The organism is Amycolatopsis magusensis (assembly GCF_017875555.1).
Classification (GTDB): domain Bacteria; phylum Actinomycetota; class Actinomycetes; order Mycobacteriales; family Pseudonocardiaceae; genus Amycolatopsis; species Amycolatopsis magusensis.
This window is the reverse complement of sequence record NZ_JAGGMS010000001.1, coordinates 6,648,568-6,672,447: the sequence shown is the minus strand read 5'-3', so window position 1 is coordinate 6,672,447 and position 23,880 is coordinate 6,648,568. Positions and strand designations below refer to the sequence as shown.

The 23,880-nt window shown below is 69.6% G+C and carries 19 protein-coding genes; 11 read left to right on the top strand and 8 right to left on the bottom strand.

Going from position 1 to position 23,880, the window contains the following annotated elements; translation table 11 throughout:
• Positions 1–30: 30 nt before the first annotated feature.
• The 3 genes from JOM49_RS29565 to JOM49_RS29555 form a co-directional block, all read right to left on the bottom strand.
• The gene (locus JOM49_RS29565; protein ID WP_209667464.1) at positions 31–849 is read right to left on the bottom strand and encodes a hypothetical protein; all 819 of its coding nucleotides are present in this window, start codon (positions 847–849) and stop codon (positions 31–33) included.
• Positions 846–1,274 carry a hypothetical protein gene (locus JOM49_RS29560; protein ID WP_209667463.1) on the bottom strand — a complete coding sequence of 143 codons (429 nt, stop codon included), beginning with the start codon at positions 1,272–1,274 and terminating at the stop codon, positions 846–848. Before JOM49_RS29560 ends, JOM49_RS29565 begins: the two co-directional genes overlap by 4 nt.
• 113 nt (positions 1,275–1,387) lie before the next feature.
• A complete protein-coding gene (locus JOM49_RS29555; protein WP_209667462.1) occupies positions 1,388–2,398 on the bottom strand; it encodes a LacI family DNA-binding transcriptional regulator in 1,011 nt (336 codons plus the stop codon).
• A gap of 233 nt (positions 2,399–2,631) precedes the next feature.
• Between JOM49_RS29555 and boxC the strand changes: the two genes are divergently transcribed.
• The 3 genes from boxC to JOM49_RS29540 are packed head-to-tail and all read left to right on the top strand — an operon-like array spanning position 2,632 to position 7,229.
• Positions 2,632–4,251, top strand: coding sequence for a 2,3-epoxybenzoyl-CoA dihydrolase (gene boxC, locus JOM49_RS29550; RefSeq protein WP_209667461.1), 1,620 nt, complete (start codon positions 2,632–2,634; stop codon positions 4,249–4,251).
• A gap of 4 nt (positions 4,252–4,255) precedes the next feature.
• The gene (boxB, locus tag JOM49_RS29545) at positions 4,256–5,677 is read left to right on the top strand and encodes a benzoyl-CoA 2,3-epoxidase subunit BoxB (RefSeq protein ID WP_209667460.1); all 1,422 of its coding nucleotides are present in this window, start codon (positions 4,256–4,258) and stop codon (positions 5,675–5,677) included.
• Positions 5,678–5,687: 10 nt separating this feature from the next.
• Positions 5,688–7,229, top strand: coding sequence for a benzoate-CoA ligase family protein (locus JOM49_RS29540; RefSeq protein WP_209667459.1), 1,542 nt, complete (start codon positions 5,688–5,690; stop codon positions 7,227–7,229).
• 5 nt (positions 7,230–7,234) lie between these two features.
• Here the strand turns inward: JOM49_RS29540 and JOM49_RS29535 are convergent, their stop codons facing one another.
• Positions 7,235–8,059 (bottom strand): PaaX family transcriptional regulator, encoded by an 825-nt coding sequence (locus tag JOM49_RS29535; RefSeq protein ID WP_308159072.1) that lies wholly within the window; start codon positions 8,057–8,059, stop codon positions 7,235–7,237.
• A 156-nt stretch (positions 8,060–8,215) separates the two neighbouring features.
• Between JOM49_RS29535 and JOM49_RS29530 the strand changes: the two genes are divergently transcribed.
• Positions 8,216–9,457 (top strand): ATP-grasp domain-containing protein, encoded by a 1,242-nt coding sequence (locus JOM49_RS29530; RefSeq protein WP_209667457.1) that lies wholly within the window; start codon positions 8,216–8,218, stop codon positions 9,455–9,457.
• 27 nt (positions 9,458–9,484) lie between these two features.
• The gene (locus JOM49_RS29525; RefSeq protein WP_209667456.1) at positions 9,485–11,524 is read left to right on the top strand and encodes a hypothetical protein; all 2,040 of its coding nucleotides are present in this window, start codon (positions 9,485–9,487) and stop codon (positions 11,522–11,524) included.
• Positions 11,525–11,577: 53 nt separating this feature from the next.
• Here the strand turns inward: JOM49_RS29525 and JOM49_RS29520 are convergent, their stop codons facing one another.
• The gene (locus JOM49_RS29520) at positions 11,578–12,300 is read right to left on the bottom strand and encodes an Asp23/Gls24 family envelope stress response protein (RefSeq protein WP_209667455.1); all 723 of its coding nucleotides are present in this window, start codon (positions 12,298–12,300) and stop codon (positions 11,578–11,580) included.
• 289 nt (positions 12,301–12,589) lie between these two features.
• Here JOM49_RS29520 and JOM49_RS29515 point away from each other — a divergent pair, with 289 nt between their 5' ends.
• Positions 12,590–13,036 (top strand): hypothetical protein, encoded by a 447-nt coding sequence (locus tag JOM49_RS29515; protein WP_209667454.1) that lies wholly within the window; start codon positions 12,590–12,592, stop codon positions 13,034–13,036.
• Here JOM49_RS29515 and JOM49_RS29510 read toward each other — a convergent pair.
• The 3 genes from JOM49_RS29510 to JOM49_RS29500 form a co-directional block, all read right to left on the bottom strand.
• Positions 13,017–14,387, bottom strand: a complete 1,371-nt coding sequence (locus JOM49_RS29510; protein ID WP_209667453.1) for an FAD-binding oxidoreductase — start codon at positions 14,385–14,387, stop codon at positions 13,017–13,019. The two genes, JOM49_RS29515 and JOM49_RS29510, sit on opposite strands and share 20 nt — an antisense overlap.
• Before the next feature lie 105 nt (positions 14,388–14,492).
• Positions 14,493–15,119, bottom strand: a complete 627-nt coding sequence (locus JOM49_RS29505) for a sensor domain-containing protein (protein WP_245369523.1) — start codon at positions 15,117–15,119, stop codon at positions 14,493–14,495.
• Between the two features lie 22 nt (positions 15,120–15,141).
• Positions 15,142–16,527 carry an alpha/beta hydrolase family protein gene (locus JOM49_RS29500; RefSeq protein WP_209667451.1) on the bottom strand — a complete coding sequence of 462 codons (1,386 nt, stop codon included), beginning with the start codon at positions 16,525–16,527 and terminating at the stop codon, positions 15,142–15,144.
• A 309-nt stretch (positions 16,528–16,836) separates the two neighbouring features.
• On the opposite strand from JOM49_RS29500, the gene JOM49_RS29495 reads away from it, so the two are divergent.
• The 5 genes from JOM49_RS29495 to JOM49_RS29475 all read left to right on the top strand — a co-directional run bounded on the left by JOM49_RS29495 (position 16,837) and on the right by JOM49_RS29475 (position 23,878).
• Positions 16,837–17,736 carry a carbohydrate ABC transporter permease gene (locus JOM49_RS29495; RefSeq protein WP_209667450.1) on the top strand — a complete coding sequence of 300 codons (900 nt, stop codon included), beginning with the start codon at positions 16,837–16,839 and terminating at the stop codon, positions 17,734–17,736.
• The gene (locus JOM49_RS29490) at positions 17,733–18,551 is read left to right on the top strand and encodes a carbohydrate ABC transporter permease (RefSeq protein ID WP_209667449.1); all 819 of its coding nucleotides are present in this window, start codon (positions 17,733–17,735) and stop codon (positions 18,549–18,551) included. The genes JOM49_RS29495 and JOM49_RS29490 overlap by 4 nt, the downstream gene beginning before the upstream one ends.
• 35 nt (positions 18,552–18,586) lie before the next feature.
• Positions 18,587–19,846, top strand: a complete 1,260-nt coding sequence (locus tag JOM49_RS29485; RefSeq protein ID WP_209667448.1) for an ABC transporter substrate-binding protein — start codon at positions 18,587–18,589, stop codon at positions 19,844–19,846.
• A 24-nt stretch (positions 19,847–19,870) separates the two neighbouring features.
• On the top strand, positions 19,871–22,291 hold the full coding sequence (locus JOM49_RS29480) for a glycoside hydrolase family 3 protein (RefSeq protein WP_209667447.1): 2,421 nt from the start codon (positions 19,871–19,873) through the stop codon (positions 22,289–22,291).
• 207 nt (positions 22,292–22,498) lie between these two features.
• Complete coding sequence (locus JOM49_RS29475; RefSeq protein ID WP_209667446.1) at positions 22,499–23,878, top strand: glycosyltransferase; 1,380 nt, start codon at positions 22,499–22,501, stop codon at positions 23,876–23,878.
• Positions 23,879–23,880: the final 2 nt, after the last annotated feature.

Sequence of the window (23,880 nt, the reverse complement as noted above, 5' to 3'; positions counted from 1 at the left end):
TCGATGCACCGGCATCCTGGAACACGAAGTCTAGCCGACCGCCCAGATCGAACTGCCGCTGAGCGCGGTGTACCGGCGGGCCGCCGCTTCGGTCGCGGTGGTCTGGAAACCCGCCTGTCCCCGAGGGGTGACGGTCAGGGTTCGCGGTTCTCCGTCCGAGACGTACTCGACGTCGATGACCCAGCGGCAGAGACACCGGGTCGTCTGGGCGCTCAGGTCCAGGATCCGTGACTCGCCCTGTTTCACCTCTTCGACGTTGTGCTCGGCGAAGATCTCGCCCGGCGTGCCATCGCTTTTCTGCGCTCGGACGATCGGCGTGGTCGCGTCCAGGTCCACGGTGAGCGGAATGGGTCGTGTGCCCGAGGAGCCGCAGGTGAACAGCGTGCCCGCCACAGCGTCTTGGCGTTCGACGACCCGCACGGCGATCCGGGTGACGACCGCGGTGTCCCGCCTGCTGCCGAGGACGAGCCGGACCGGGGTGGTGCCGCTGGTGTGCGCGCCGCCCTGGTCCACCGCCCAGCCGACCACGGAACGGCAATCCTGGTCGTTCGGGAACTCCTGCTGCCCGAGTGGACGGGGGTGGACCGCCGCCGGATACGGGAAATCCGGCTGGTAGTCCGCCACCGCGGTGAGCGGTTCGGTGTCCGCCGGAGTCGAATTCGCGCGCCAGGCCGCGTATCCGCCGACAGCGGCCACGAGTACCGCCGCCACCACGAAACCGAGCCACACCAGCGCCCGGCGCCGGGGCGGCCCGGGGTGGAAGTGCTCGTGGTTGTGCACGTTGAAGTGGCCGCCGTGGTTGAAGTAGCCGTCACGAGCGGCCTGGTCCGGGTCGGGCGGGGAGCTCATCGCCGGTGTCGCCCGCGGTGGTTCGTGACGGTCTGGTTCCCCTGGATGTTGACGTAACCGTCGCGGCCCGCCACCAGGTTCACCGTCTGCTTCCCGCTCGGGCCGCCCGTGCCGATCTCGGTGATCAACGCCTGCAAAGCCGATCGGGCGGCGGGATTCTCCGCCAGCAACCTCGAGAGTTGTCCCTGCCAGCGCGGCAGGAGTTCCTGGCGCACCTGGGATCGCTCGGTTTCGCCGACCTCCGCGACGACCTGGGCGTCAGCGTCGAGCGCCTGCTCGATGGTCGCCGTCCCGCCCGCGCCACCGTGCCGGGCGAAGAAGGCGACGACCTGGTGTTTGACGCTCTGCCAGCTGTCGGTGGCCATCGCCTCCACGAAGGCGGTGCCACCCGCGGCTGCCAAGGCGGCGAGTGTTTCCGGCAGCACGGCGGCCCCCTCCCTCGACGACGCCGTTCACCCTAGCCACGACTCCCGGCCCGAAGCGGCCGTCTCACCGGGTGCCAGCCGAATGGCTGCGAGCGTCACTCGATCGTGCGCGCTCACCGCTGGAAGCGTGCCGAGTCCCGTTCGATGAGCGTCGCGTTCAGCAGGACCGCCTCACGCGGCCGAGCCGGCTCCGCGAGCCGGCGCAGCACCAGGTCCACGCCCGCGGCGCCGACCTCGTCGGCGGGCAGCCGGATCGTCGTCAGCCCCGGCTCCAGGTACGCGGCGAACGGGTGGTCGCCGTACCCCAGCACCCGCACGTCCTCGCCGACGGTGAGTCCGCGCTCGCGGACCGCTTTGTACACCCCGAGCGCGAAGTAGTCGGTGCCCGTCACCACCAGTTCCGGGTGGTGCTCGCGGGTGATCAGGCCGGCGGCGAGCCGGTAGGCGTCGTCCGGCAGCGTGGCGTCTCGCGTGCGGTGGCCCGGCACCTTCAGCACCAGCGAATCGTCCCCGAGCGCTCGCCGGAAACCCGCGGCGACCGTGCTGATCTCCAGGTCCTCGTCGAACAGCCACGCCCGCCGCGGATCCGGCCCGGCCACGCGCGTCACCGCGTCGGTGACCGCCCGCTCGACGTCGATGCCGACGAAGTCGAATCCTAGTTCCGGAAGGTCGCGGCCGAGCAGGACGACCGGCAGCCCGGCGTCGGACAGTTCCGCCCACACCCCGGGCCGGTGCCGGCTCGGCACGGCCAGCACCCCGTCGACCCCGAACTTCAGCAGCTGCCGCACCGCGCGTGCTTCGTTGTCCTCGTTCTCCTCGGTGACCAGCAGCAGGACGGAGTACCCGGCGAGGCGGCACTGCCGCTCCACCGCGGAGATCAGCGCGGCGTGGAACGGGTTGGACGGGTCGGTGATCACCAGCGCGAGAACCGCCGTGGTGCCGGGGACCGGCGACCGGGCCTGGCTGTGGGGCACGTACCCGAGCCGCCGGGCCTCCGCCACGATCAGCTCACGCGTCGCCTCACTGACCTGGTCCTTGCCCGACAGCGCCCGGGACACGGTGTTGGCGGACAGGCCCACCCTGTCCGCGACGTCACGCAGCGTCACCCGCCCAGCGCGCACCACCAGCCGACCTCCGGATCAACTCGTTCCTGCAAGTTCAGGTGCGCAGCTTGCCGGACGCAGCAGGCCGGGCAAATCGATGGGGTGCGAATGCTATGAGTGGGGCATTACTTGCATTCGACGCAAGTAATGCCCCACTCCTGGCATTGCGGGCCGCTGACCTTCTACAGAAGATTGACGCAAGTCAGGGCTTGTGTAGATAATGAGTCGCGGACCACCACGGAAGAGGAGGTCGCATGACGGCGACTGTCGTGCCGGCGGTGAGCTTCGCCAGGCATCCGGCGGCCTACCGCCACTGGAAGCTCCGGATCGACGGGGTGGTGGCCTGGCTGGAACTCGACGTCGACGAGGACGGCGGCATCGTCCCCGGCTACGAGCTCAAGCTGAACTCCTACGACCTCGGCGTGGACATCGAGCTCCACGACGCCGTCCAGCGCCTGCGCTTCGAGCACCCCGGCGTGCGGTCGGTGGTGCTCACCAGCGGCAAGGACAACGTCTTCTGCGCCGGGGCCAACATCCGCATGCTGGCCGGGTCCTCGCACGCGTGGAAGGTCAACTTCTGCAAGTTCACCAACGAGACCCGCAACGCGATGGAGGACGCGACCGAGCACTCCGGTCAGACCTACCTCGCCGCGGTCAACGGGTCGTGCGCCGGTGGCGGCTACGAACTGGCGCTCGCCTGCGACCGGATCATCCTGATCGACGACAACTCGTCCACCGTCGCGCTGCCCGAGGTGCCGCTGCTCGGCGTGCTCCCCGGCACCGGCGGGCTGACCAGGGTGGTGGACAAGCGCCGCGTGCGCAAGGACCGCGCCGACGTCTTCGCCACCCGCAGCGACGGGATCCGCGGCAGGACCGCGGTCGAGTGGCGGCTCGTGGACGAACTGGCGCCCCGGCGGGACTTCACCGAGGTGGTCCGGCAGCGGGCGCTGGAGCTGGCCGAGCGCAGTTCCCGGCCGCTGGGGGCCGAAGGCGTGGAACTCACCCCGCTCGAACCGGACGGCTACACCTACGAATACGTACGGGCCGAACTGGGCACCGACACCGTGGACATCACCGTGCACGGCCCGCGCGAGAAAGCCGACTGGCTGCTCACGATGACCCGCGAGCTGGACGACCTCATCCTGCGCCTGCGCACCAACGAACCCGAGCTGGGCACCTGGGTCATCCGCACCGAGGGCGACACCGAAGCCGTGCTGGCGCACGAAAAACTGGTGCTCGGCAAGCCGGATGACTGGCTGTGCAACGAAATCGTCCACTTCTACAAGCGGACCCTCAAACGGCTCGACGTCACCAGCCGCAGCCTCATCGCGCTGATCGAGCCCGGCAGCTGCTTCGCCGGGGTGCTGCTCGAACTCGCGCTGGCCTGCGACCGCCAGTACATCTTGGACGGTCCGCCGATCGAGGACATGGACAGTCCGCTGCGTGCGTCGATCAGGTTGTCGGAGGCCAACTTCGGCCGGTTCCCGATGGGCAACGGCCTGTCGCGCCTGGAGTCCCGCTTCTACCTCGAGACCGACCACCTCGACTGGCTGCGCAAGGAGGTCGGGCACGCCCTCACCCCCGCCGAGGCTGACGAACTGGGCCTGGTCACCGACGCGCTCGATGACATCGACTGGGAGGACGAAATCCGGATCGTCCTCGAAGGGCGGGCCGCGCTGAGCCCGGACTCGCTGACCGGCATGGAGGCGAACCACCGGTTCGTTGGCCCGGAAACCACCGAGACCAAGATCTTCGGCAGGCTCACCGCCTGGCAGAACTGGATCTTCAACCGGCCGAACGCCGCGGGCGAGGACGGGGCGCTGCGGCGGTACGGCACCGGCCGGAAGGCCGTCTTCGACCGGAAGCGGGTGTGAGCTGATGCCAGAGAAGATCGACTACGACGCCAAGATCCCCAACAACGTCGACCTCTCCTCCGACCGCAGGCTGCAGCGCGCGCTGGAGGGCTGGCAGCCGAAGTTCCTGAACTGGTGGGGCGAGATGGGCCCGACCCTGCGGACGCAGGGGGTGTACCTGCGCACCGCGGTCAGCGTCGGCCGGGAGGGCTGGGCGCACTTCGACCACGTGCACGTGCCCGACTACCGCTGGGGCATCTTCCTCGCCGAGCGCGACGGCGACCGGCGGATCGCCTTCGGGGAGCACGCCGGCGAACCGGCCTGGCAGCAGGTGCCGGGGGAGTACCGCGCCGACCTGCAGCGCCTGATCGTGATCCAGGGCGACACCGAACCCGCCTCGGTGGAACAGCAGAAGCTGCTCGGCCTGACCGCGCCCAGCCTGTACGACCTGCGCAACCTGTTCCAGGTCAACGTGGAGGAGGGCCGTCACCTCTGGGCGATGGTCTACCTGCTGCACGCCTACTTCGGCAAGGAGGGCCGCGAGGAGGCCGAAGGGCTGCTGTACCGCAATTCCGGCAGTCCGGACACCCCGCGCATCCTCGGCGCCTTCAACGAGGAGACCGCCGACTGGCTGGCCTTCTACATGTTCACCTACTTCACCGACCGGGACGGCAAGTACCAGCTCGGCACGCTGAAGGAGTCCGCCTTCGACCCGCTCTCGCGCACCTGCGAGTTCATGCTCAAGGAGGAGGCGCACCACATGTTCGTCGGCACCACCGGGGTCGACCGCGTGGTGCTGCGCAGTGCCCAGCTGATCCGCGAGCACGACACCACCGACATCGCCGCGCACGGCGGCATCCCGCTGGAGATCATCCAGAAGTACATCAACTTCCACTACACCGTCTCGCTCGACCTGTTCGGCAGCGAGACCTCCACGAACGCGGCGAACTACTACACCGCGGGCCTGAAGGGGCGGTGGAACGAGACCCGCCGCAAGGACGACCACCGGCTCACCGACGGCAGCACCTTCCTGGACCGGCCCGTCGACGACGGCACCTGGACCCAGGACGAGGTGCAGACCCTGCTCGCGCTCAACCTGGACCTGCGCTCGGAGTACATCGCCGACTGCCGGACCGGGCTCAAGCGCTGGAACCGGATCCTGGCCGAGAACGACCTCGGCTTCCGCTTCTCCCTGCCCCACCCCGGGTTCAACCGGAACGTCGGGATCAACCGCGGCCACCACATCACCCCCGACGGCACCATCGTGGACGAGGCGACCTGGCAGGCGGGACGGCGCAGCTGGCTGCCGACCACCGAGGACCTGGCGTTCGTCCGCTCGCTGATGCACCCGGTGTACGAACGCGGCAAGATCGCCTCCTGGGTCGCGCCGCCGATCAACGGCATCAACGGCAAGCCGTTCGACTACGAGTACGTCCACCTGCCCTGAGGCGGTAGAGATGCCCGCTCCCACCACCTTCAACGCCACCGACTACCTCCTCGAACGGAACCTGGCGCAGGGCCGCGGTGACCGGACCGCCGTGGTCTCGACCAGCCGGACGCTGACCTACACCGAACTGTCCGCCGAGGTGCACCGGGTGGCGGGCGCGCTGCGCGGACTCGGGGTGCGTCCCGAGGAACGCGTGATGATGTGCCTGGGCGACGACCTCGAGTTGTTCGTGTCGATCCTGGCGACCATGCACCTCGGCGCGATCGCGGTGCCCACCTCCACCATGCTGACCGAGCCCGAACTGCGCGATCTCGTGGTCGACTCGCGGGCGCGGATCATGCTCACCGCACCGGCCTTCACGGAGACCGCCGGCCGGGCCGCCCGGAGCGCGCCGGACATCCAGCACGTGGTCGAGGACTGGGACGCGTTCACCGGGGAGCCGGTCGAACGGTCCTACCCGACCTGGGCCGATTCACCCGCGTTGTGGCTCTACACCTCCGGGACCACGGGCAGGCCCAAGGCCGCGATGCACCGGCACGCCGACATCCGCACGGTGGCGGAGAACTACGGGCAGCGGGTGCTCGGGATCGGCCCCGGCGACCGGTGCCTGTCGGTGGCGAAGCTGTTCTTCGCCTACGGCATCGGGAATTCGATGTTCTTCCCGATGTCCGTGGGCGCCACCGCGATCCTGGACGAACGCCGCCCGAACCCGGCGTTGTTCGCCGAGCGCGTGCGTGAGGAGGGTGTCACACTCTTCTTCGGTACGCCCAGTTTCTGGGCACCACTGCTCGCGAGCGACGTGCCGGACGACGCGTTTTCCACCGTACGGCAGGGGGTTTCCGCCGGTGAGGCGCTGCCGCCGCGGCTCTACCACGGGGTGCTGGACCGGTTCGGCGTCGAGGTGCTCGACGGCATCGGCTCCACGGAGATGTTGCACATCTTCGTCTCGAATCGGCCTGGCCAGGTGCATCCCGGTTCCTCGGGCACCGTGGTACCCGGCTACGAGGTGGAGATCCGGGACGCCACCGGGGCCGTCATCGACGGTGCCGGGATCGTCGGTGAGCTGTATGTGCGCGGTGACTCCGCGGCGATCGGCTACTGGTGCCGGGCGGAGACCACGCGGCAGGTCTTCCTCGGCGAGTGGATGCAGACCGGCGACACCTACGTCCGCAACTCCGACGGCACGCTGAGCTGTCTGGGCCGTTTCAACGACATGCTCAAGGCGGGCGGGATCTGGGTCAGCCCGGCCGAAGTGGAGGACCGGCTGCTCCAGCACCCCGACGTGGCCGAGGCGGTGGTGGTCGCCGCGCCGGACGCCGACGCGCTCGACAAGCCGGTCGCGGTCGTCGTGCCCGTTCCCGGCCGGGCGGTGGACGGGGACGAGCTGATCCAGTGGTGCCGCGGCACGCTCGCCGCGTTCAAACGCCCGCGGGCGGTGGTCGAAGTGCCCGAACTGCCGAAGACCGCCACCGGCAAGATCCGGCGCAATGTGCTACGGGACATGGTGAGCACGACCCTGCTGAGGGAACCGGTCGACGCCCCCGCCGGTTGACCGTGTCAGGCGTTTTCGTTGCCCGTCAAGCTGTCCCAGTGTTCCTGCGCGCCCGCTCGCCACTCGGCGTGCTTGCCGTGGAACAACTCCGCGGCCTTCACCCCGCTCCACCCCGGGGGCAGCAGCCGCGCGGGCAGCTGCGGGTCGAGGAACGGGAACCGGCGCCACTCGTGGACGAGACGGGTCTGCGCGCTCAGCACTTCCTCGCCCGCGGTGGGGGTGAGCGCGTCGAACTGGTCGATGAAGGCGTCGTACTGGTCCGCCACCTCACGCAGGTTCCAGGAACGGGCCACCAGCGTCTCCTCTTCGCCGATCTCCCCGTACGAGGCGATGAAGGACATCGGAGACCCGGCACCGAGCTGGTCGAGGATCGTGTGTGCTTCGGCTTCCCTGGCCACGTGCGGGCTGACCCACACACCCGGCGAGGGCGAGCCGAACCCGGCCCAGGTGAGCTGCGTGCGCAAGCGGTGTCGAAGGTCACGCTGGGATTCCGGGATGGATACCAGCACCACCAGCCACCGGTCGTCCCAGCCCCGGCCCGCGCTGCCGAAATCGTAGATCCGCCGGGCTCCTTCGGTCAGCAACTGCCTGCCCGGCGCGGTCAGCGACCAGCGGACCCGGCGCCCGGCGCGCTCCGACTCCAGCCAGCCCTCACCCGCCGCGCGGGCCAGCGCCTGCCTCGCCGACTTCTCCTCGATGCCGAACAAGGCCAGCGCGTCCACCAGCGTGGCCGTCCACACCGGACTTTCCCGTGGCAGCACGTATTCGCCGAGCACCGTCATCAGCAGTGAACGCGCGCTGGTGTGGCTGACTTCGCGGCGCCTGCTCACCGTCGGCCGAGTGGTGCTCACCGGTAAATGCTACAACAATGTGGAATCACGTGAGGTTGTTGTAGGAGCTGCGCGTCCAGTGCGCGGGCATACCCCGGGGTACGGTGGGCCCGCGAAGTTGTTCATGCTGTGTGCGCCGAAACGGAGGAGCGGTCCATGCCAACATCCGAACCGGCCGTCAAGAACCCCGACAAGGGTTATCTGGCCCTGCTGGGCTGGAGTCTCAACGCGGTGGAAGCACTGGACCGCTTCGACCGGCGCTACGTCGTCGTCGCGCCGGACTGGGCGGAGAAGTACTGCGTCGAACACGGCATCCCTTACCTGCCGTGGAATTTCGAGCGGCTCAACGACCGCTCGATGGAGATCGCCGAGACCCTCCAGAAGGAGGGCGTCGATGTGGCGATCCCGCTGTTCGAGGAGACCGTCGAGTGGGCCGGGGCGATCAACTCGGTGCTGCTGGACAACCCGCGCCTGTTCGGCCAGGCCATGCTGCTGCGGGACAAGTCGCTGATGAAGCGGCGGGCGCAGCTCGGCGGCATCCGGGTCGGGATCTTCGAGGAGGCCCACGACCGGGACGACGTGATCCGGTTCCTCAAGCGCGTGAACCAGACGCTGCTCAAGCTCGACGGCGACCCGAACGACCCGATCCACCTCAAGGCCTTCGACAAGGCCGGCTGCCTCGGGCACCGGGTCATCCGCACCCCGGACGAGGTCGACACCATCCCGGACGAGGAGTTCCCGGTGCTGATGGAGTCGCACCTCGACGGCTGGGAGTTCGCCGTCGAGGCGTGGATCCACAACGGGAAGATCAAGTTCCTCAACATCTCCGAGTACGTCACGCTGGGTTACTCGGTGTTCGTGCCGGCGACCCCGGAGCTGGAGCGGTACCGGCCGGCGATCACCGCGCAGATCGAGAAGCTGATCAAGACCTTCGACATCGAGTTCGGGTTCGTGCACCCGGAGTACTTCGTCACCAGCGACGGCGAGATGTACTTCGGCGAGGTCGCCTACCGGCCGCCCGGCTTCAAGGTGTTCGAGCTGCTCGAGCGCGCGTACGGGTTCAACGCCTACCAGGGGCTGGCGCTGGCGTTCGACCCGAAGACCACCGAGGAGGAGATCGACGCCTTCTTCCCCCGCGAGGTCGAGGACGCCACCGGGGTGGCTGGCTGCTTCGGGGTCTACCCGCGCCGCCGGGTGGTCAGCGAGCTGCGGATCCCGCCGGAGACCGAGGACCACGACTACTACGAGTCACACGACCTCTCGGCGCCGCTGGAGGAGACGGTGACCAAGAGGACCGCGTTCGGGACCCACTGGGGTCTGCTGTACTTCTTCGGCGATGATTCCTACCGGATGCGTGAGCTGCTGAAGCAGCAGGAAGAGTTCGACTTCTACGTCTGACGAAGCCCAGGGAAACCAAGGAAGCCGTTGAAACCGACCGTCGATGTCCAGGGCGCCGGGGGCGCGCCCACGACGCTGGACAAGCGCGTGACCTCGCTCGACGACGCCGTCCGGGCCATGGCCGAGACCCGCGACTTCGGCAAGCACACGAAGCTGCGGCGCGTGCTCGAGGCGCTGCGGCGGGTGCTGGTGCAGCCCGGCGGCGCCGCCGCGGTCCAGGCCAGGGCTCAGGCGCTGGAGGAGGCCGGCCTGTTCCTGGAGACGGACTGGGCCTCGCCGGAGATCCTGATCCCGGCGCTGGTCGGGCCCGGGCTGCACAGCGGGGACGCGGACACCGTGGTGATGGAGGCGTGCAGCGAGCTGCGGACGCTCGCCGTCGCGCGGGGTGACTACGAGCACCCGTCGATCTCCGCCGAGGACGCCCGCGAGTTCCTGTCCCAGGTGCTGGCGATGAACCTGGAGCTGCTGTTCACCCCGCCCACCGAGGCGGAGCGGACGCAGCAGGGGCGCACCGCGCAGCTGATCAGGGACCTGTTCCGGCACATCGCCGACGAGATCGGCTACGAGAGCGTGCTGGACAAGCTGGTCGACGAGATCTGGCGGATCCTGCGCCAGCGCCCGATCCAGGTCGACCAGGTGCAGTCCCTGATCACCCGGATCGCGGTCTACCGCGGTGATCCGGACGTGGACCCCGGCACGCTGTCCGGGCAGGGCATCGACCGGCTGATCACCAGCCTGTTCGGCACCACCGAGGCCTGCCGGGAGGATCCGGGCGTCGAGGTCTTCCGCGCGCGGCTGCAGGCGATGGACAACGGCGGCCTGCAGTACGAGGCCGCCGGGTTCGCCAGGGCCATGCACGACACGGGCCTGGTTTCGCCGTACCACGCCGAACTGCTGCGGTTCCTGCTGCAGAAGAGCGACTACCTGCTCGGCGAGGCGCTCGGGCTGTCCGACACCGGCCGGAACTGCCTGCTGCGCTTCGGTGACCTGGTGCACGAGCTGATCGAGGAGGCGGTGCACCCGCAGACCGCGCAGTGCATCTACGGCCTGGCGCTGCTGCTCGACCGCGGCATCCTGTACGAACCGCCGCTGGTCCCCGCGCTGTGGCGGCAGCTGGCGCTGGAGCTGTCGGACGCCGCGCGGGAGCGCCTGATCTCGGTGTTCGGCGACGAGCCGGGCCCCGAAGCGCGGCTGGTCGCGGGCGTGCTGTCGATGCTGGGCCTGCCGCTGGGCGTCGGGCAGGGCGACAACCCGACCTGCCAGTCGGCCCGCGCGCTGTCGATGTGGGCCTACAACGACCCGGACTACCTGCTGCAGATGGTGGTCTGGGCGGCCCGCGACGACGAGATCACCATGCACTTCGAAGGGCAGCCGATCTCGTCGAAGGACAGCGAGGCCGGGGTGGCGACCACCCTGCCGACCGACCTGGACCCGGTGTCCCTGCTGGTGGTGCCGCACCTGGACCGGATCTACGCCGAGATGGGGCGGCGCTGCGCCGACCGGCCCGGCGACCCGCACCGGTGGGTCAACCCCGAGTTCCACGGCTGGTGGGCGGCCCGCGGGTTCCGGATCAACGTCGACGTCGAGACCGGCAACCTGATCGACCTCGAAGCGTTCCTGCGGCAGTTCCACGCCAGCTACCACCCGGAGTACAACGGCGGGCAGCCGCTGATCCACCCGCAGCCCGCCGGGGTCGCGGTCACCGACAGCGCGGCCCGCTACGTCGGCTGGCACGCGATCACCATCCTGCGGGTCGCCCCGGACCCGCAGGAGGTCATGCGGGTGTACTTCTACAACCCGAACAACGACAGCGGCCAGGACTGGGGCGACGGCGTCGTGGTGTCCACCGCGGGCAACGGCGAGCGGTTCGGCGAGGCGTCCCTGCCCTTCGACCAGTTCGCCTCCCGGCTCTACATCTTCCACATCGACCCGCTCGAACGCGGCGAGCCGGAGAAGGTGCCCGCCGAGGACGTCGAGCGGATCACCGGCTTCATCGAACGCAGCTGGGGCGCCGACCGGCTGCCCTCGGGCAGGCTCCAGGCGCTGAAGGCTCCGCACGACCGCTGAGGGCCCCGGTCCGGGGGCGCTCCCGCACCCAGGACCGGGCCCTCCGGCCCGGCTCAGCCGGCGTCGGGCAGGTGGATGTCGGTGACGCGCACGTCCACGGCTTCCACCTCGAGGCCGAGGAACTGCTCGACGGCTTCGATCACGTCGGTCCGGAGCTGCTCGGCCAGCGCCTTGACCGCGTGGCCGAATTCGATCACCAGCGGGATGTCGATGAGGGCGACGTCGTCCTCGATGCCGACCGAGATGTCCTCGCCGAGTTCGTGCACACCTTCGGCCTTGCGGGCCACCATGGTCACGACCTTCGTGACGACGCCGTCGTCCACCGAGGTGTTACCGCGAACGGCCGCGGCGGGCCGGACCGGAGCCGCGACGGTCTCTTCCTCTTCCTCTTCCTCGGTAGCGGTCTCGGCTTCCGCGGTGATGTCCTCGGGGGCGGTCGCTTCGTCGGCCTCTTCGGCTTCGTCCTCGTCCTCGACCTGCTCGTCCGTGTCGACGTCTTCGGCGGCGTCGGTTTCGGTCTCGGTCTCGGCCGTGTCGTTGTCGTCGATTTCGTCGGTGTCGGTCTCGGCGGCGCTGTCGGTGTCGGCGGCGCTGTCGGACTCGGCGGCCGCCGGTTCGACGACCACGATCGCGGTCGGCGCGGAGGTGGCCGCGGAGTCGGCCAGGTCGGCCTTGTCGTCCACGATCGTTTCGGTGCCACGGGTTTCCGGGGTGTTCGTGCTCGCGGCGTACTCGCTGGGCGTGCGGCCGAAGATGCTGTTGACGACGTCGGACATGGTTTCCCCTTTTCGGGAGCGGAGGATTCGGGAGAGCGCGAGCAGGCGGCGCCAAGCCAGGGGTCCGTCGAAGATCTTGATCGTCAGTCCCTGCCTTCGAGATTTCCTTGCGTCCCACAGATGTTCAGCTCGAGGAAGATGGTCGCCTGTTGCCCGTACCCGGCAGTCCTAGAACCTCGGCGCCCCCTGCGTCAAGGGGTTCACCGGAAACTTCGGCGCCATGACACCGAACCGGGATCTCCGGCCGCCTCGATTGACCGAACTCCCCGGCGGCGGCTAGAACGGCCGGATGACCCTTCTCCCCGTACTGGCCGCCGCCGGCTTGCTCTTCGCCGCCGATCCCTATGCCGACGCGATCGCCCCGAGCACGACCGCGGTGGTGCAGAACGGGGCGAACGCGCTCGGCGCGCCGGACGGCGAATTCGCCACGGTGTCCGGGAACGCGAATTCCCACGTCGTATTCGACCTCGGCGCCGGAGAGGAAGGCACCGGCGATCTCCTCGTGCATTTCCACGGGTTCGACCTGGCCGTGCAGACCACCGTGGAGTTCCTCGACGGCGCTGGTCAGCGGGTGTCGACCGCGCCGCTGGGCATGATCGGCCTCGGCGCCCACACCGCCACGGTGCCGAATCCCTCGGCCGCGCCCTATCGATTCGTGCGCATCCGAGCCGGTTTCGTCCTCAACCCGCTGCAATTCGGCGTGGACGCGATCCAGGCTACGAATTCGGCGGGGTGATTCCGGCCGACACCGGGAAATTGCTGCGGAAGGTGTTCGCCGGATCGGTGCGCCGCTTGATCTTCCGCAGCCGGGCGAGCGACGCGGGTGCGAAGGCGTCGGCCGCGGTTTCGCCGGGGTTGAGGAAGGTCAGCGGTTTGCGGCCGCTGGTCGGCAGTGTGTCGGCGAGTGCCTGCTGGCGGGCGGCCACCGCCGCGGCGGTGGCCGGATCGGCCGGAATGCCGAACAGGTACACCGCGTAGGGCTCGGTCAGCGGGCCGTGCGGGCTGTCCGACGGCCGTGCGAACGCGCCGCCGAGGTGCCGGATCTGGACGCTCATCAGGGGCGCGATCGGCTCGGCCAGCAGCGTTTTGACCGTGACCTCGTCGAATTCGGTCAGCAGTTCTCCGCGCGAGAGACCGGCGCCCGGATCGGTGGGTTCGGCGGTGATGGTGCCGAGCTCGGAGACGGGCAGCATCCGTCTGCTGTCGGAGATCGGCTCGGGGAGCAGGTCCAGCGGGGCCAGCAGTTCCCGTGCTTCGGCTGCCTTGCCGAGGTGGGTGAGGTCGATCGCCACCATCGGCGCCGAGCCGGGGAAGTGCAGCAGTTCCAGCCAGGCGGTCAGCTCATCCGGCGCGGTGGCGGTGAGCCGCCGGTACGCCTCGGCGACTTCGGCGGTGTGCTCGCCGGACCACAGCACCCGGCCGCCGTAGAGATGTGGTGCCGGGTGCAGCGCCACTTCGAGCGAGGTGACGACGGCGAAGTCGCCGCCTCCGCCGCGCAACGCCCAGAACAGGTCGGGGTCGGTCTCGGCATCGACGCGCCGGGCGTGGCCTCCGGCGTCCACGATGTCGAACGCGGTGACGCTGTCGGCGACCCAGCCGTGGGCGCGGCCGAACCAGCTCAGCCCGCCGCCGAGGGCGACGCCGGTGACGCTGACGACCGGGGAACTGCCGGGCAGGCCGGTCAGTCCGTGTGCCGCGGCGGCGCTCTGCAGGCGGCCAGACGGCACACCCGTGCCGATGCGGGCGCGGCGGGCCACCGGGTCGATCTCGATCGAGTCGAGCCGCCGGGTGCGCAGCAGGATGGTGCCGCCGGTGCGCCCGGTGGCGCCGTGCCCGTTGGGCTGGGTGGAAATGCCCAGCCCGGCTCTGCGGGCGTACTCGACCAGTGCGACGACGTCTTCGGCGTCGGCGGCCTCGACCACGGCGGCCGCGGGCTGCTCGACGGCGAGGTTCCAGGGGCGGCGGACGTGGTCGAAGCCCGGGTCACCCGGCAGCCAGACCTGGCCGCGGACGGTGGAACGCAGGGTGGACAGCGTGCCACCCAGCACGATCGCGGGGCGGTGGAACGGGTTTTCCTTCGTGGACATCGGTGCTCCTCGTGGTGACCAGCCGGACCGGACACCACAACGATCACCGGGAAGACAGGCGCGAACAACGAGGAACTACGCAACGATCGATAACCCTGAGGTTACTTATCGGGCCGCGAGCAACGCCCGGGCGAACCGGGCGTGCCCGGCGGCCAGCCCGCGGGTGAGCAGTACCGAGAGCACCGCGAAGACGAACCCGAGCGCCGCCCACGGCAGGGCTTCCAGCGGGGTGTCCACGGTGACCCAGTGCAGGCTCTCACTGGGGAAGCGATAGGCGCCGTCGTCGACGAAGTGGTAGAAGACCGGCAGGGCGAGCAACGCCACGCTCACCGACCAGGCCCCGACCACCAGCGAGAACTGGAGGACACCGAGCGGGAAGAGCAGGAAGACGTAGAGCAGGTCCCGCCAGGTGGCGCCGTCCCGCAGCGGCGCGGTCCACCGCCGGAGCTGCCCGCCCGCCGGTGGCACCAGGTGGGGCGCCGGGATGTAGGTGCCCAGCATGGTGTGGACCCGCGCGCGTTCCATCCGCGCGAGAGACCTGGCCAGCAGGGCGGTCAACCCGAGCAGCGGCAACCCGATCAGCACGACCGCCAGGGAGAAACCCAGCGAGGTCAGGGCGAACAGGATCGAAAAGCCCGCCACCCCGATGGGCAGGTTCAGCAGCAGGTAGGCCAGCGCCCGGAAGAACCGCCGGCGCGGCGGCCGGTCGGCGGTTTGTTCGGCCTCGGCCATCACATTCTCCATTCCGGTGACCTCAGGGCAGGAAAACGCCCCAGTAGAGCCCCCAGGGAATCATCAGCAACGCCCCGCCCAGCGGCAGAGCGAGGATTTTCCGCCCTTTGCGGACCTCGTCCGCCCGCCACCACTGGACGGCCGCGGCACCCGCGAGGACGAGCGTGCCGAGCGCGAGCACCTGGGTCGCCAGCCAGAACACCGGCCTGCCCCACAGCACCGGGCCGACCTCCTCGCCGCCACCGGTGAAGATGAGCATCACGAACGACATCGAGCCGATCACGGTCAGCAGGCCGGTGAACGAAGCCCAGTGCGCCGGTGCCACCCCGTTCCGCGGCCTGCCGCGAACGGCCCGGAAAAGGGCGGTGAGCGGGTAGGCGGCGAAGGCCACGATCAGTGCCAGCAGGGCGAATCCCTGCACCCACAGCGATTCGTACCAGGCGAGGGGCGTGACCTCCGCCGCCGGTTCGTCCTGGGCGGGCAGCGGACCCGAAGCCGCCGCCGGTGCGCCGCCGGTGATGTCCTTCACCCACGAACCGACGAGTTCGGGGAATTCGGGAACGAAGCCTTCGAGGCGGTCGAAGCCATCGGTGGTGTGGACCAATGCGTGGTGCGCCTGGGGAAAGGTGCGCATGGTGAAGGCGGGGTTGTCGGCCTGGGTGGCGGCGAACAGGGCGGCCGCGTCGCGCGGCGGGCTCTGCCGGTCCTGCGCGCCCCAGATCGCGAGTACCGGAATACGTAGTTCCTCCAGAGCCGGCTGGGGATCGAAATCCGCCTCCGGGAAGAGCCCGGCTTCCGCCGCGATCCGGGTGGCGGTGACCGAGGCGAGGTCGAGCACCGACTCGCTGGACACCCCCTGCTTGCGCATCCACTGCCGGTAGCTCCAGGCCTGCGCCTCCGACGGGCTGACCCCGTTCGCGCCCACGACCACCAGGAACGCGGCGTGCTCCGCCCGGGTGGCGGCCAGCGGGGCCACCCAGCCGCCTTCGCTGAAACCCCACAACCCGGTGCGGGCCGGGTCCACTTCGGGCCGCCCGCGCAGGTAGTCGAGCGCGGCGACGGCGTCGTCGGCGAGGCCGGAGAAATCCCGCTGCATCAGAGAATAGTTGCTGGTGTCCTTGTCGTAGATCAGCGACACCACGCCTTGGGCGGCGAAGGCCTCCGCCTGCTTGCGCAACTCCTCGCGCTTCCCTTCACCGGAGCCGTGCACCAGCACCATCGCCGGCCGGGGAGCGCCCTCGCCGGGCGGGACCACCAGTGACCCGTGCATGGTTTTGCTCGCGCTGGTGAAGGAGACCTCGGTGTGGCGGAACGCGGACGGCTGCGCCGCGCTCGCGGACACGAGAGACGAAGGGAACAACGCCGCGAACACGGTGAGCAAAGCCGCCGTTCGTCCTACCAGGCGCATGGCACCGTGTTCCTTTCCTCGGATGAAAACGTATTCTAGGAGCGGTTCGCTGGGGGTTTCCCCATGAATCATTCCTAGTGTGTCGAAAGTTGTCGGAATACCGGTCGTCGCCGGAATTCCTCGTTCTGCGGAACGAATTCCACAAAACGAGGAAAATGCGCGCGGTGGTACGTGCATTCATCGCGTGGATGGGTGCCATCACCGACATTCATTTCCGTGATCGCGCGGCCTCCGTCACAGTGGTGCTCCCACGGTAAAACGTTTCAATCCCGTCTCGCGGTGGGCGCGGCGGAGAACGGAAACCTCGGCATGGCAACGAAGCTCGGCTCGAGACGGCGCGGCGGCCCGCCCACGGCTCCCTGGTGGTTCCTCGCCCCGGCGCTGGCCTTCTTCGTCTTCGTGGTCGTGGTGCCGAGCGTCCAGGGCGCGGGCTACGCCTTCACCGACTGGGACGGCATCACCCCGGCACCCGACTTCGCCGGGCTGGACAACTTCCGCACCCTGCTCGACGACGAGACCGCGCGCCTGGCACTGGTGAACACGCTGCTCGCGGCCGCGGGCATCACGGTGGTGCAGAACGTGATCGGGCTGCTGCTGGCCCTGGGCGTGCACGCCCGCATCAGGAGCCGGACCGTGCTGCGGGTGTTCTTCTTCGCCCCGGCGGTGATCACCCCGGTGGTCACCGCGTACCTGTGGAAATACCTCTACGCCCCGGAAGGCGCGATCAACGCCCTGTTCGCCGCGCTGGGCCTCGGGTCATGGCAGCAGGACTGGCTCGGTGACCCGGACCTGGCGCTGTGGTCGGTGGTCGCGGTGGTCATCTGGCAGTTCGCCGGCTACTCGATGGTGATCTTCCTGGCGGGGCTGCAATCCATCCCGCAGGAGGTCCACGAGGCGGCCGCGCTGGACGGGGCCGGGGCGCTGGGCCGGTTCTGGCACGTCACCCGGCCGATGCTGGCCCCGGCGATGACGATCAACCTGATGTTGTCGGTGATCGGCGGGCTCAAGCTGTTCGACCAGGTGTGGGTGATGACCCAGGGCGGTCCCGGTGGCGCCACCGACACGCTGTCCACGGTGATCTACCGGCAGGCGTTCCAGTTCAACGACTTCGCCTACAGCATCGCGCTCGCGCTGGTGCTCACCGTGCTCGTCGCGGTGATCAGCGCGGTGCAGTACCGGGGGCTGCGGCGGCGGGAGGACTTCTCGTGAACCGCTACACCTGGCGCACCGCCGTGCTCGAAGCCGCGATGGTCGCCGCGGCGCTCGTCTTCGCCTTCCCGGTGTACGTGCTGGTTTCCCTGTCACTGCGGCAACCGGGTGACCAGAGTTCCCCGATCGCGCTGTCCACGCCGACGCTGGCCAACTACGGCGACGCGTGGCAGCAGGCCGGGCTCGGCTCCGCGCTGCTGACCAGCACGCTGATCACCGCCGGCAGCGTGGTGCTGGTGGTGGTGCTCTCGGCGATGGCGGCCTACCCGCTGGCGCGGAGCACCCGCACCTGGTCGAAGGCGGCGTTCGGGCTGTTCATGCTCGGCCTGCTGCTGCCGTTCCAGCTCGCGCTGATCCCGCTGTACCAGAGCATGCGCGACCTCGGCCTGCTCGGGAACCCGCTGGCGCTGGTGGTGTTCTACACCGGTCTCCAGACGCCGTTCTCGGTGTTCCTCTACACCGGATTCCTGCGCGCGCTCGATCCCGCCTATGAAGAAGCCGCGCTGATCGACGGCTGTGGTCCGCTGCGGGCGTTCTTCTCCGTGGTGCTGCCGTTGCTGCGCCCGATCACCGGCACGGTGGTCATCCTCAACGCGATCTTCGTCTGGAACGACTTCCTCACCCCGCTGCTCTACCTCAGCGGCACCGGGCAGCAGACGGTGCCGGTCGCGCTCTTCGGCTTCGTGGGCCAGTACGTGTCCCAGTGGCCGATGGTGTTCGCCGGGCTGGTCATCGGCACCGCGCCGATGCTGCTCGTCTACTTCGCCCTGCAGAAACGCGTCATCCAAGGATTCGCCGGCGGCCTCAAGGGCTGACCGGCGCCACCACACGCCCCCCACGGAGCACAACCATGCCCATCCGCACCCCCGGCCGCCTCGCGGCCACCGTCCTCACCGCCGCGCTGGCCCTGTCCGGCTGCGGTTCCGGATCGTCCACATCGGACCCGAACAGCCTGGAGGTCGCCGCCAACGCCACCGACCGGACCGCGATGGACGCGGTGGTCGCCGCGTTCGAACAGGCGAACCCGGGAAAGCAGGTCACGGTGACCTACGCCGACACCGACCAGCTGCAGAGCACGCTGCGCACCCAGTCGTCCTCCGGCACCGGCCCGGACGTGTTCACCGTGTGGCCGGGCAACGGCAATCCCGGTGCGCTGCAGGTGCTCCAGCCCGCCGGGTACCTCGCCGACCTCAGCGACCGCCCGTTCGCCGGGGCGATCCCGGCGGCCAGCCGCGAGGTCACCCAGGTCGAGGGCAGGACGTATCTGGTGCCCGCCAACTACAGCGGCATCGGCGTGCTCTACACCCAGCCCGCGCTGACCGCGATCGGCGGCCAGGAACCCCGCACCTGGGACGAGCTGATCGCGTTGTGCGGCAAGGCGCGCGCCAACGGCAAGGTGCTGCTCTCGCTGGGCAACCAGACCCCGTGGGTGACCCAGCTGGTCACCTACGCGCTGGCGGCCACCACCGTGTACGCCGACGACCCTGGCTTCGCCGGGAAGATGGCCGCTGGCCAGGTGCGGTTCGCCGACTCCGGCTGGCGGGTCGCGCTGGAGAAGTACCAGGAGCTGGACCGCGCGGGCTGCTTCAGCGACCAGCCGCTGGGCACGAGCTACGAGAACTCGCTCAAGGACGTCGCGCAGGGCAAGGCCGTCGGCGTGGTGCAGGTGGCCAGCAGCCTCGCGCAGATCCGCACGGAGGCACCCGGCGCCGAGTTGCGCATGTTCGCCCTGCCCGCGGGCAACGATCCCGCCAAGGTCCGGATGCCCGGCGCCATCTCGGCCGCGTACGGGGTGAACGCCAAGAGCGGAAACCCCGATCTGGCACTGAAGTTCGCCGACTTCCTCGGCTCCGAGCAGGGACAGAACCTTTACAACGAACAGGGCGGCACCCTGCCCGCTATCCCCAACGCGAGTTTCCGCGCCGACCCCGCGCTCGGCGTGCTCGACCAGCACCTGCGGGCCGGGACCACGGTGCCGTTCATGGACCAGCTCTGGCCGAACCCGAAGGTGCAGCAGGAGCACTTCAGCCAGGTGCAGAAGCTCTTCTCCGGTTCCGCCACCGTGCCGCAGGCCCTCGAAGCACTGGACAAGGCCTACGCCACCCGCTGAAACCCGCCGATCGGAAAGGCCGACATGGATCGACGCAGCTTCATCTCAGCCGCCCTGCTCACCACCCTCGCCGCCGCGCTCGCCCCGGGCGTGGCCCGCGCCGCCGACCCCAGAGTCGATCAACTGCTCGCCAGGATGAGCCCGGCGCAGAAGATCGCCCTGCTGCGCTGCGACTTCCCAGCCTTGGCAAGTCTCGGCATCCCCGCGTTGAGCATCGCCGACGCGTCCGCGGGACTGCGTGGCGAAACCGGCGTCACGGCGTTCCCCGTGCCGCTGGCCCAGGCCGCGACCTTCCACCCGGACCTCGTGGGGAAGCTCGCCACCGCGGTCGCCGCCGAGGGCCGGGGCAAGGGGTTCACCAACCTGCTCGCGCCCACCGCCGACCTCACCCGCACCTGGCACTTCGGCCGCCAGTCCGAGGGTTTCGGGGAGGACCCGCACCTGTCCGGGGTGCTCGCCGCCGCGGCGGTCAAGGCACTGCGCCAAGGCCACGTGGTGGCCACGCTCAAGCACTTCGGCGCCTACACCCAGGAGCTCGACCGGCTGGTGGTCGACGTCAAGGTGGACGAACGCACGCTGCACGAGGTGTACCACGCCCCGTTCCGCGCGGCGGTCGAGGCGAACGCCCTCGCTTCGGTGATGCTGGCCTACCCCAAGGTCAACGGCACCTTCGCGGTCCAGCACCCCGGCCTGTTCGACGACCTCAAGCGGCTGCTGGGGCTGCAGGGCCACACGGTGCCGGACTTCTGGGCCGGTGACGACCAGATCGCCGCCGCCAACGCGGGGATGGACCTCGCCGGGCTCGGTCCCGGCGGGGTGCGCGTGTCCGCCGAGCAACTCGCCGCAGGGGTCCCGGCGGCCCGCATCGAGGACGCCGCACGCCGGATCCTGAGCAGCATGTTCGACGCGGGCCTGTTCGACCACCCGCTCCCGGCACCGGCGCCGGTGGTCACCACCCCGGCGCACCAGGCACTGGCGCACGAGATCGCCACGCATGCCACGGTCCTGCTGAGCAACCGCGACTCGATGCTGCCGTTGGGTCCCGCGGTGCGGTCACTGGCCGTCATCGGCGTCACGGGCACCGGCGCGCTGACGGGCGTCTCCGGCTCCAGTTACGTCGACCCCGGCGCCTGGACCACGCCGCTGCAAGCGATCCGCGACCGCGCGGGCTCGGCTGTCGGGGTGACCACCGCGCCGGGCACCCTGGGTGACGTCCCACTGCCCGTGGTACCCGGCACGGCCCTTCCGGGTGGGCTGACCGGCACCTTCTACGCCGGCCCCGAGCCGGTGGGCACGCCGGTCGCCACGCAGAAGGTGTCCACACTGGACTTCTCGCAGCCGCCGGTCGCCGGGCTGCCCGCCGTGTGGTCGGCGCGGTGGACCGGCACCCTGAGCCCGTCGGTCACCGGCCTGCACCGCTTCTCCCTGCTCGCGTCCGGTACGGCGAAGCTGGTCGTCGGCGGCAAGACCGTGGTTTCCGGTATTCGGCACATGAAGCGGTTCTTCCTCGGGCCGTTCGACTACCCGCTCCAGGGCACCGCCCGGCTCACCGCCGGGCAGCCGGTGCCGATCACCGTCGAATACACCAACAGCACCGGCACTCCCGGCGAAGCCGCCCTCACCTTCGGCTGGCAGCCCGATTCGCTCATCCCCGCGGCGGCGGGCACGGCCGCGAAGGCCGACGCCGCGATCGTCGTGGTCAACCGCGTCGCCGGTGAGGACATGGACCACTCGACCCTGGCGCTGCCGGGCGACCAGGACGACCTCATCGCCGCGGTGGCCGCCGCCAACCCGAACACCGTGGTCATCCTCAACACCGACGGGGCGGTCGCCATGCCGTGGCTGAACTCGGTCCGTGCCGTGGTGCAGACCTGGTACGGCGGACGCGGTATGGGCACCGCGCTGGCCGCCGTCCTCTTCGGAGACAGCGACCCGGCCGGGCGCCTGCCGGTCACCTTCCCCGCCTCCGCGGCGCAGGGACCGTCCGGCTACCCCGGCATCGGGCAGGTGGTGCGCTTCGACGAGGGCGTGCACGTCGGCTACCGGTACTATGACCGCGCCGGGCAGCAACCGCTGTTCCCGTTCGGCCACGGCCTGTCCTACACCACCTTCGCCCTGGGCGGGCTGAACCTTGCCCGGACCGCCGGGAAGGTCACGGCCACCGCCACGCTCACCAACACCGGGACCCGGGCGGGCTGGCAGACCGTCCAGCTCTACGCCGCCCTGCCCGCCGCGGCGGCCGCGGAACCACGCCGCCTCGTCGGCTTCCGCAAGGTCCACTTGGGACCGGGGCAGCAGGCCCAGGTGAGCATCACGGTTCCCGATCGCGCACTGTCGATCTGGGACACCGCCACCCACCGATTCGTGCTCACGCCCGGCCTTTGCACGCTCTCGGCGGGCACCTCCTCGCGCGACCTGCCCGTCCGGCGCACGATCACCCTGTAAGCGGCGTATGACCGATTCGCGCGTTATAGGATTCTAATTCGGATTTGGCGAATACTTCCGGCTTTCCCGGCAAACCCGAATTCGTTCGTGCTGCGCGGAATTCCGGAGCCATTGTCTAGGGGTTTTGCTCGAGAACGATCACCGGCGCGGAGGGATGCGGCATGCTGCGGCGAAGACGGGGCCACGATCGCCGAAGGGGAGTCGTAGATGAGTTCGAGTCAGCGGCCGATTCTGTTCGTGAGCATGATCGGCAGCGGCCTGATCAACACGATGCTCGTGCTCGCCGACGAGTTGTCCCGCCGCGGCGTCGAGGATCTGTGGTTCGCCACCGACGAGGCGCGGCGCGCCGATGTGGAGGCGATCGACTCCGGCACCCCGGTCGAGTTCTTCTCCCTCGGCGAGCACCACCCCGACGTGCTTTCGGAGAACTGGGACGACGAGACCTACCGGAAGGTCACCCAGAAGTCCCGGTTCAAGGCGCGCCGGGCGATCATCGCCAAGAACATCGACCCCCGCCAGCGCGTGCCGAAGTACCGCAAGCTGGAAGAGGCCGTCGAGAAGATCCAGCCCGCGCTGATGGTGATCGACTGCATGTGCCAGTACGGCATCGAACTGGCCATCACCAAGAAGATCCCCTACGTGCTCAACGTGCCTTTCCTGCCGAGCAACGTGCTGGTCTCCTACGTCCCGTTCGGCAAGTCCTACGCCCCGCGCGATTTCCCGGTGCCCCATTCCGGCCTGCCCTATGAGCAGAACCTGGTGCAGAAGCTGCAGAACCGGATCCTGCAGTTCCGCACGATCGCCATGGGAATGTCCTCGGGCATGCGGAAGCAGTGGATGGAGGACGCCGAGGTCCGCAAGGAGCTCGGTATCGCGCCCGAGGTGGCGGGTCAGTTCTCGCGGGTCGAGCACGCGGAACTGGCGCTGGTCCACACGGTGCCGGAACTGGAGTACCCACTGTCCATTCCGGACAACATGAAGCTGGTCGGCGCGCTGCTGCCACCGCTGCCGCAGGCGCCGGGGTCCGAACTGGACGAATGGCTCTCGGCCCGTGAGTCGGTGATCTACATCGGACTCGGCACGAACACCCGGCTCACCGCCGACCAGGTCGGCGCGGTGGTGGAAGTGGTGCGGCGGCTGGACGGCAGGCACCACGTGCTGTGGAAGCTGCCGAAGGCGCAGCAGAAGTGGCTGCCGTCGACGCTCCCGGCGAACGTGCGGATCGAAAGCTGGGTGCCGTCACAGCTGGACGTCCTGGCTCACGAGAACGTGAAGCTGTTCGTCGGGCACGCGGGCGGGAACGGGTTCGCCGAGGGCGTCTACTTCGGCAAGCCGCAGGTGCTTCGCCCGATGTGGGTGGACACCTACGACCAGGCTCGCCGCGGACTGGACTTCGGCGTCTCGCTCACCCTGGACAAGCCGTGGGAGCTGCACGCGGACGACCTGCTCGACAAGATCGAGCGGGTGCTCGCGGACGACTCCTTCCGCGTCAAGGCGGAAGCCTACGCCGAGCTGTACGCCGCGGCCGGCGGCCGGCAGAAGGCCGCCGACCTGGTGCTCGGCCTCCCCGCGATGGAACAGGACTGACG

Excerpts from the sequence above, each read along its gene's own strand:
- JOM49_RS29485 (WP_209667448.1), top strand. The coding sequence starts at position 18,587 with ATGCCCATCCGCACCCCCGGCCGCCTCGCGGCCACCGTCCTCACCGCC.
- JOM49_RS29520 (WP_209667455.1), bottom strand. The coding sequence starts at position 12,300 with ATGTCCGACGTCGTCAACAGCATCTTCGGCCGCACGCCCAGCGAGTAC.
- JOM49_RS29510 (WP_209667453.1), bottom strand. The coding sequence starts at position 14,387 with ATGTCCACGAAGGAAAACCCGTTCCACCGCCCCGCGATCGTGCTGGGT.
- JOM49_RS29530 (WP_209667457.1), top strand. The coding sequence starts at position 8,216 with ATGCCAACATCCGAACCGGCCGTCAAGAACCCCGACAAGGGTTATCTG.
- JOM49_RS29480 (WP_209667447.1), top strand. The coding sequence starts at position 19,871 with ATGGATCGACGCAGCTTCATCTCAGCCGCCCTGCTCACCACCCTCGCC.
- JOM49_RS29540 (WP_209667459.1), top strand. The coding sequence starts at position 5,688 with ATGCCCGCTCCCACCACCTTCAACGCCACCGACTACCTCCTCGAACGG.
- JOM49_RS29515 (WP_209667454.1), top strand. The coding sequence starts at position 12,590 with ATGACCCTTCTCCCCGTACTGGCCGCCGCCGGCTTGCTCTTCGCCGCC.
- JOM49_RS29500 (WP_209667451.1), bottom strand. The coding sequence starts at position 16,527 with ATGCGCCTGGTAGGACGAACGGCGGCTTTGCTCACCGTGTTCGCGGCG.
- boxB (WP_209667460.1), top strand. The coding sequence starts at position 4,256 with ATGCCAGAGAAGATCGACTACGACGCCAAGATCCCCAACAACGTCGAC.
- JOM49_RS29475 (WP_209667446.1), top strand. The coding sequence starts at position 22,499 with ATGAGTTCGAGTCAGCGGCCGATTCTGTTCGTGAGCATGATCGGCAGC.
- boxC (WP_209667461.1), top strand. The coding sequence starts at position 2,632 with ATGACGGCGACTGTCGTGCCGGCGGTGAGCTTCGCCAGGCATCCGGCG.
- JOM49_RS29495 (WP_209667450.1), top strand. The coding sequence starts at position 16,837 with ATGGCAACGAAGCTCGGCTCGAGACGGCGCGGCGGCCCGCCCACGGCT.
- JOM49_RS29505 (WP_245369523.1), bottom strand. The coding sequence starts at position 15,119 with ATGGCCGAGGCCGAACAAACCGCCGACCGGCCGCCGCGCCGGCGGTTC.
- JOM49_RS29565 (WP_209667464.1), bottom strand. The coding sequence starts at position 849 with ATGAGCTCCCCGCCCGACCCGGACCAGGCCGCTCGTGACGGCTACTTC.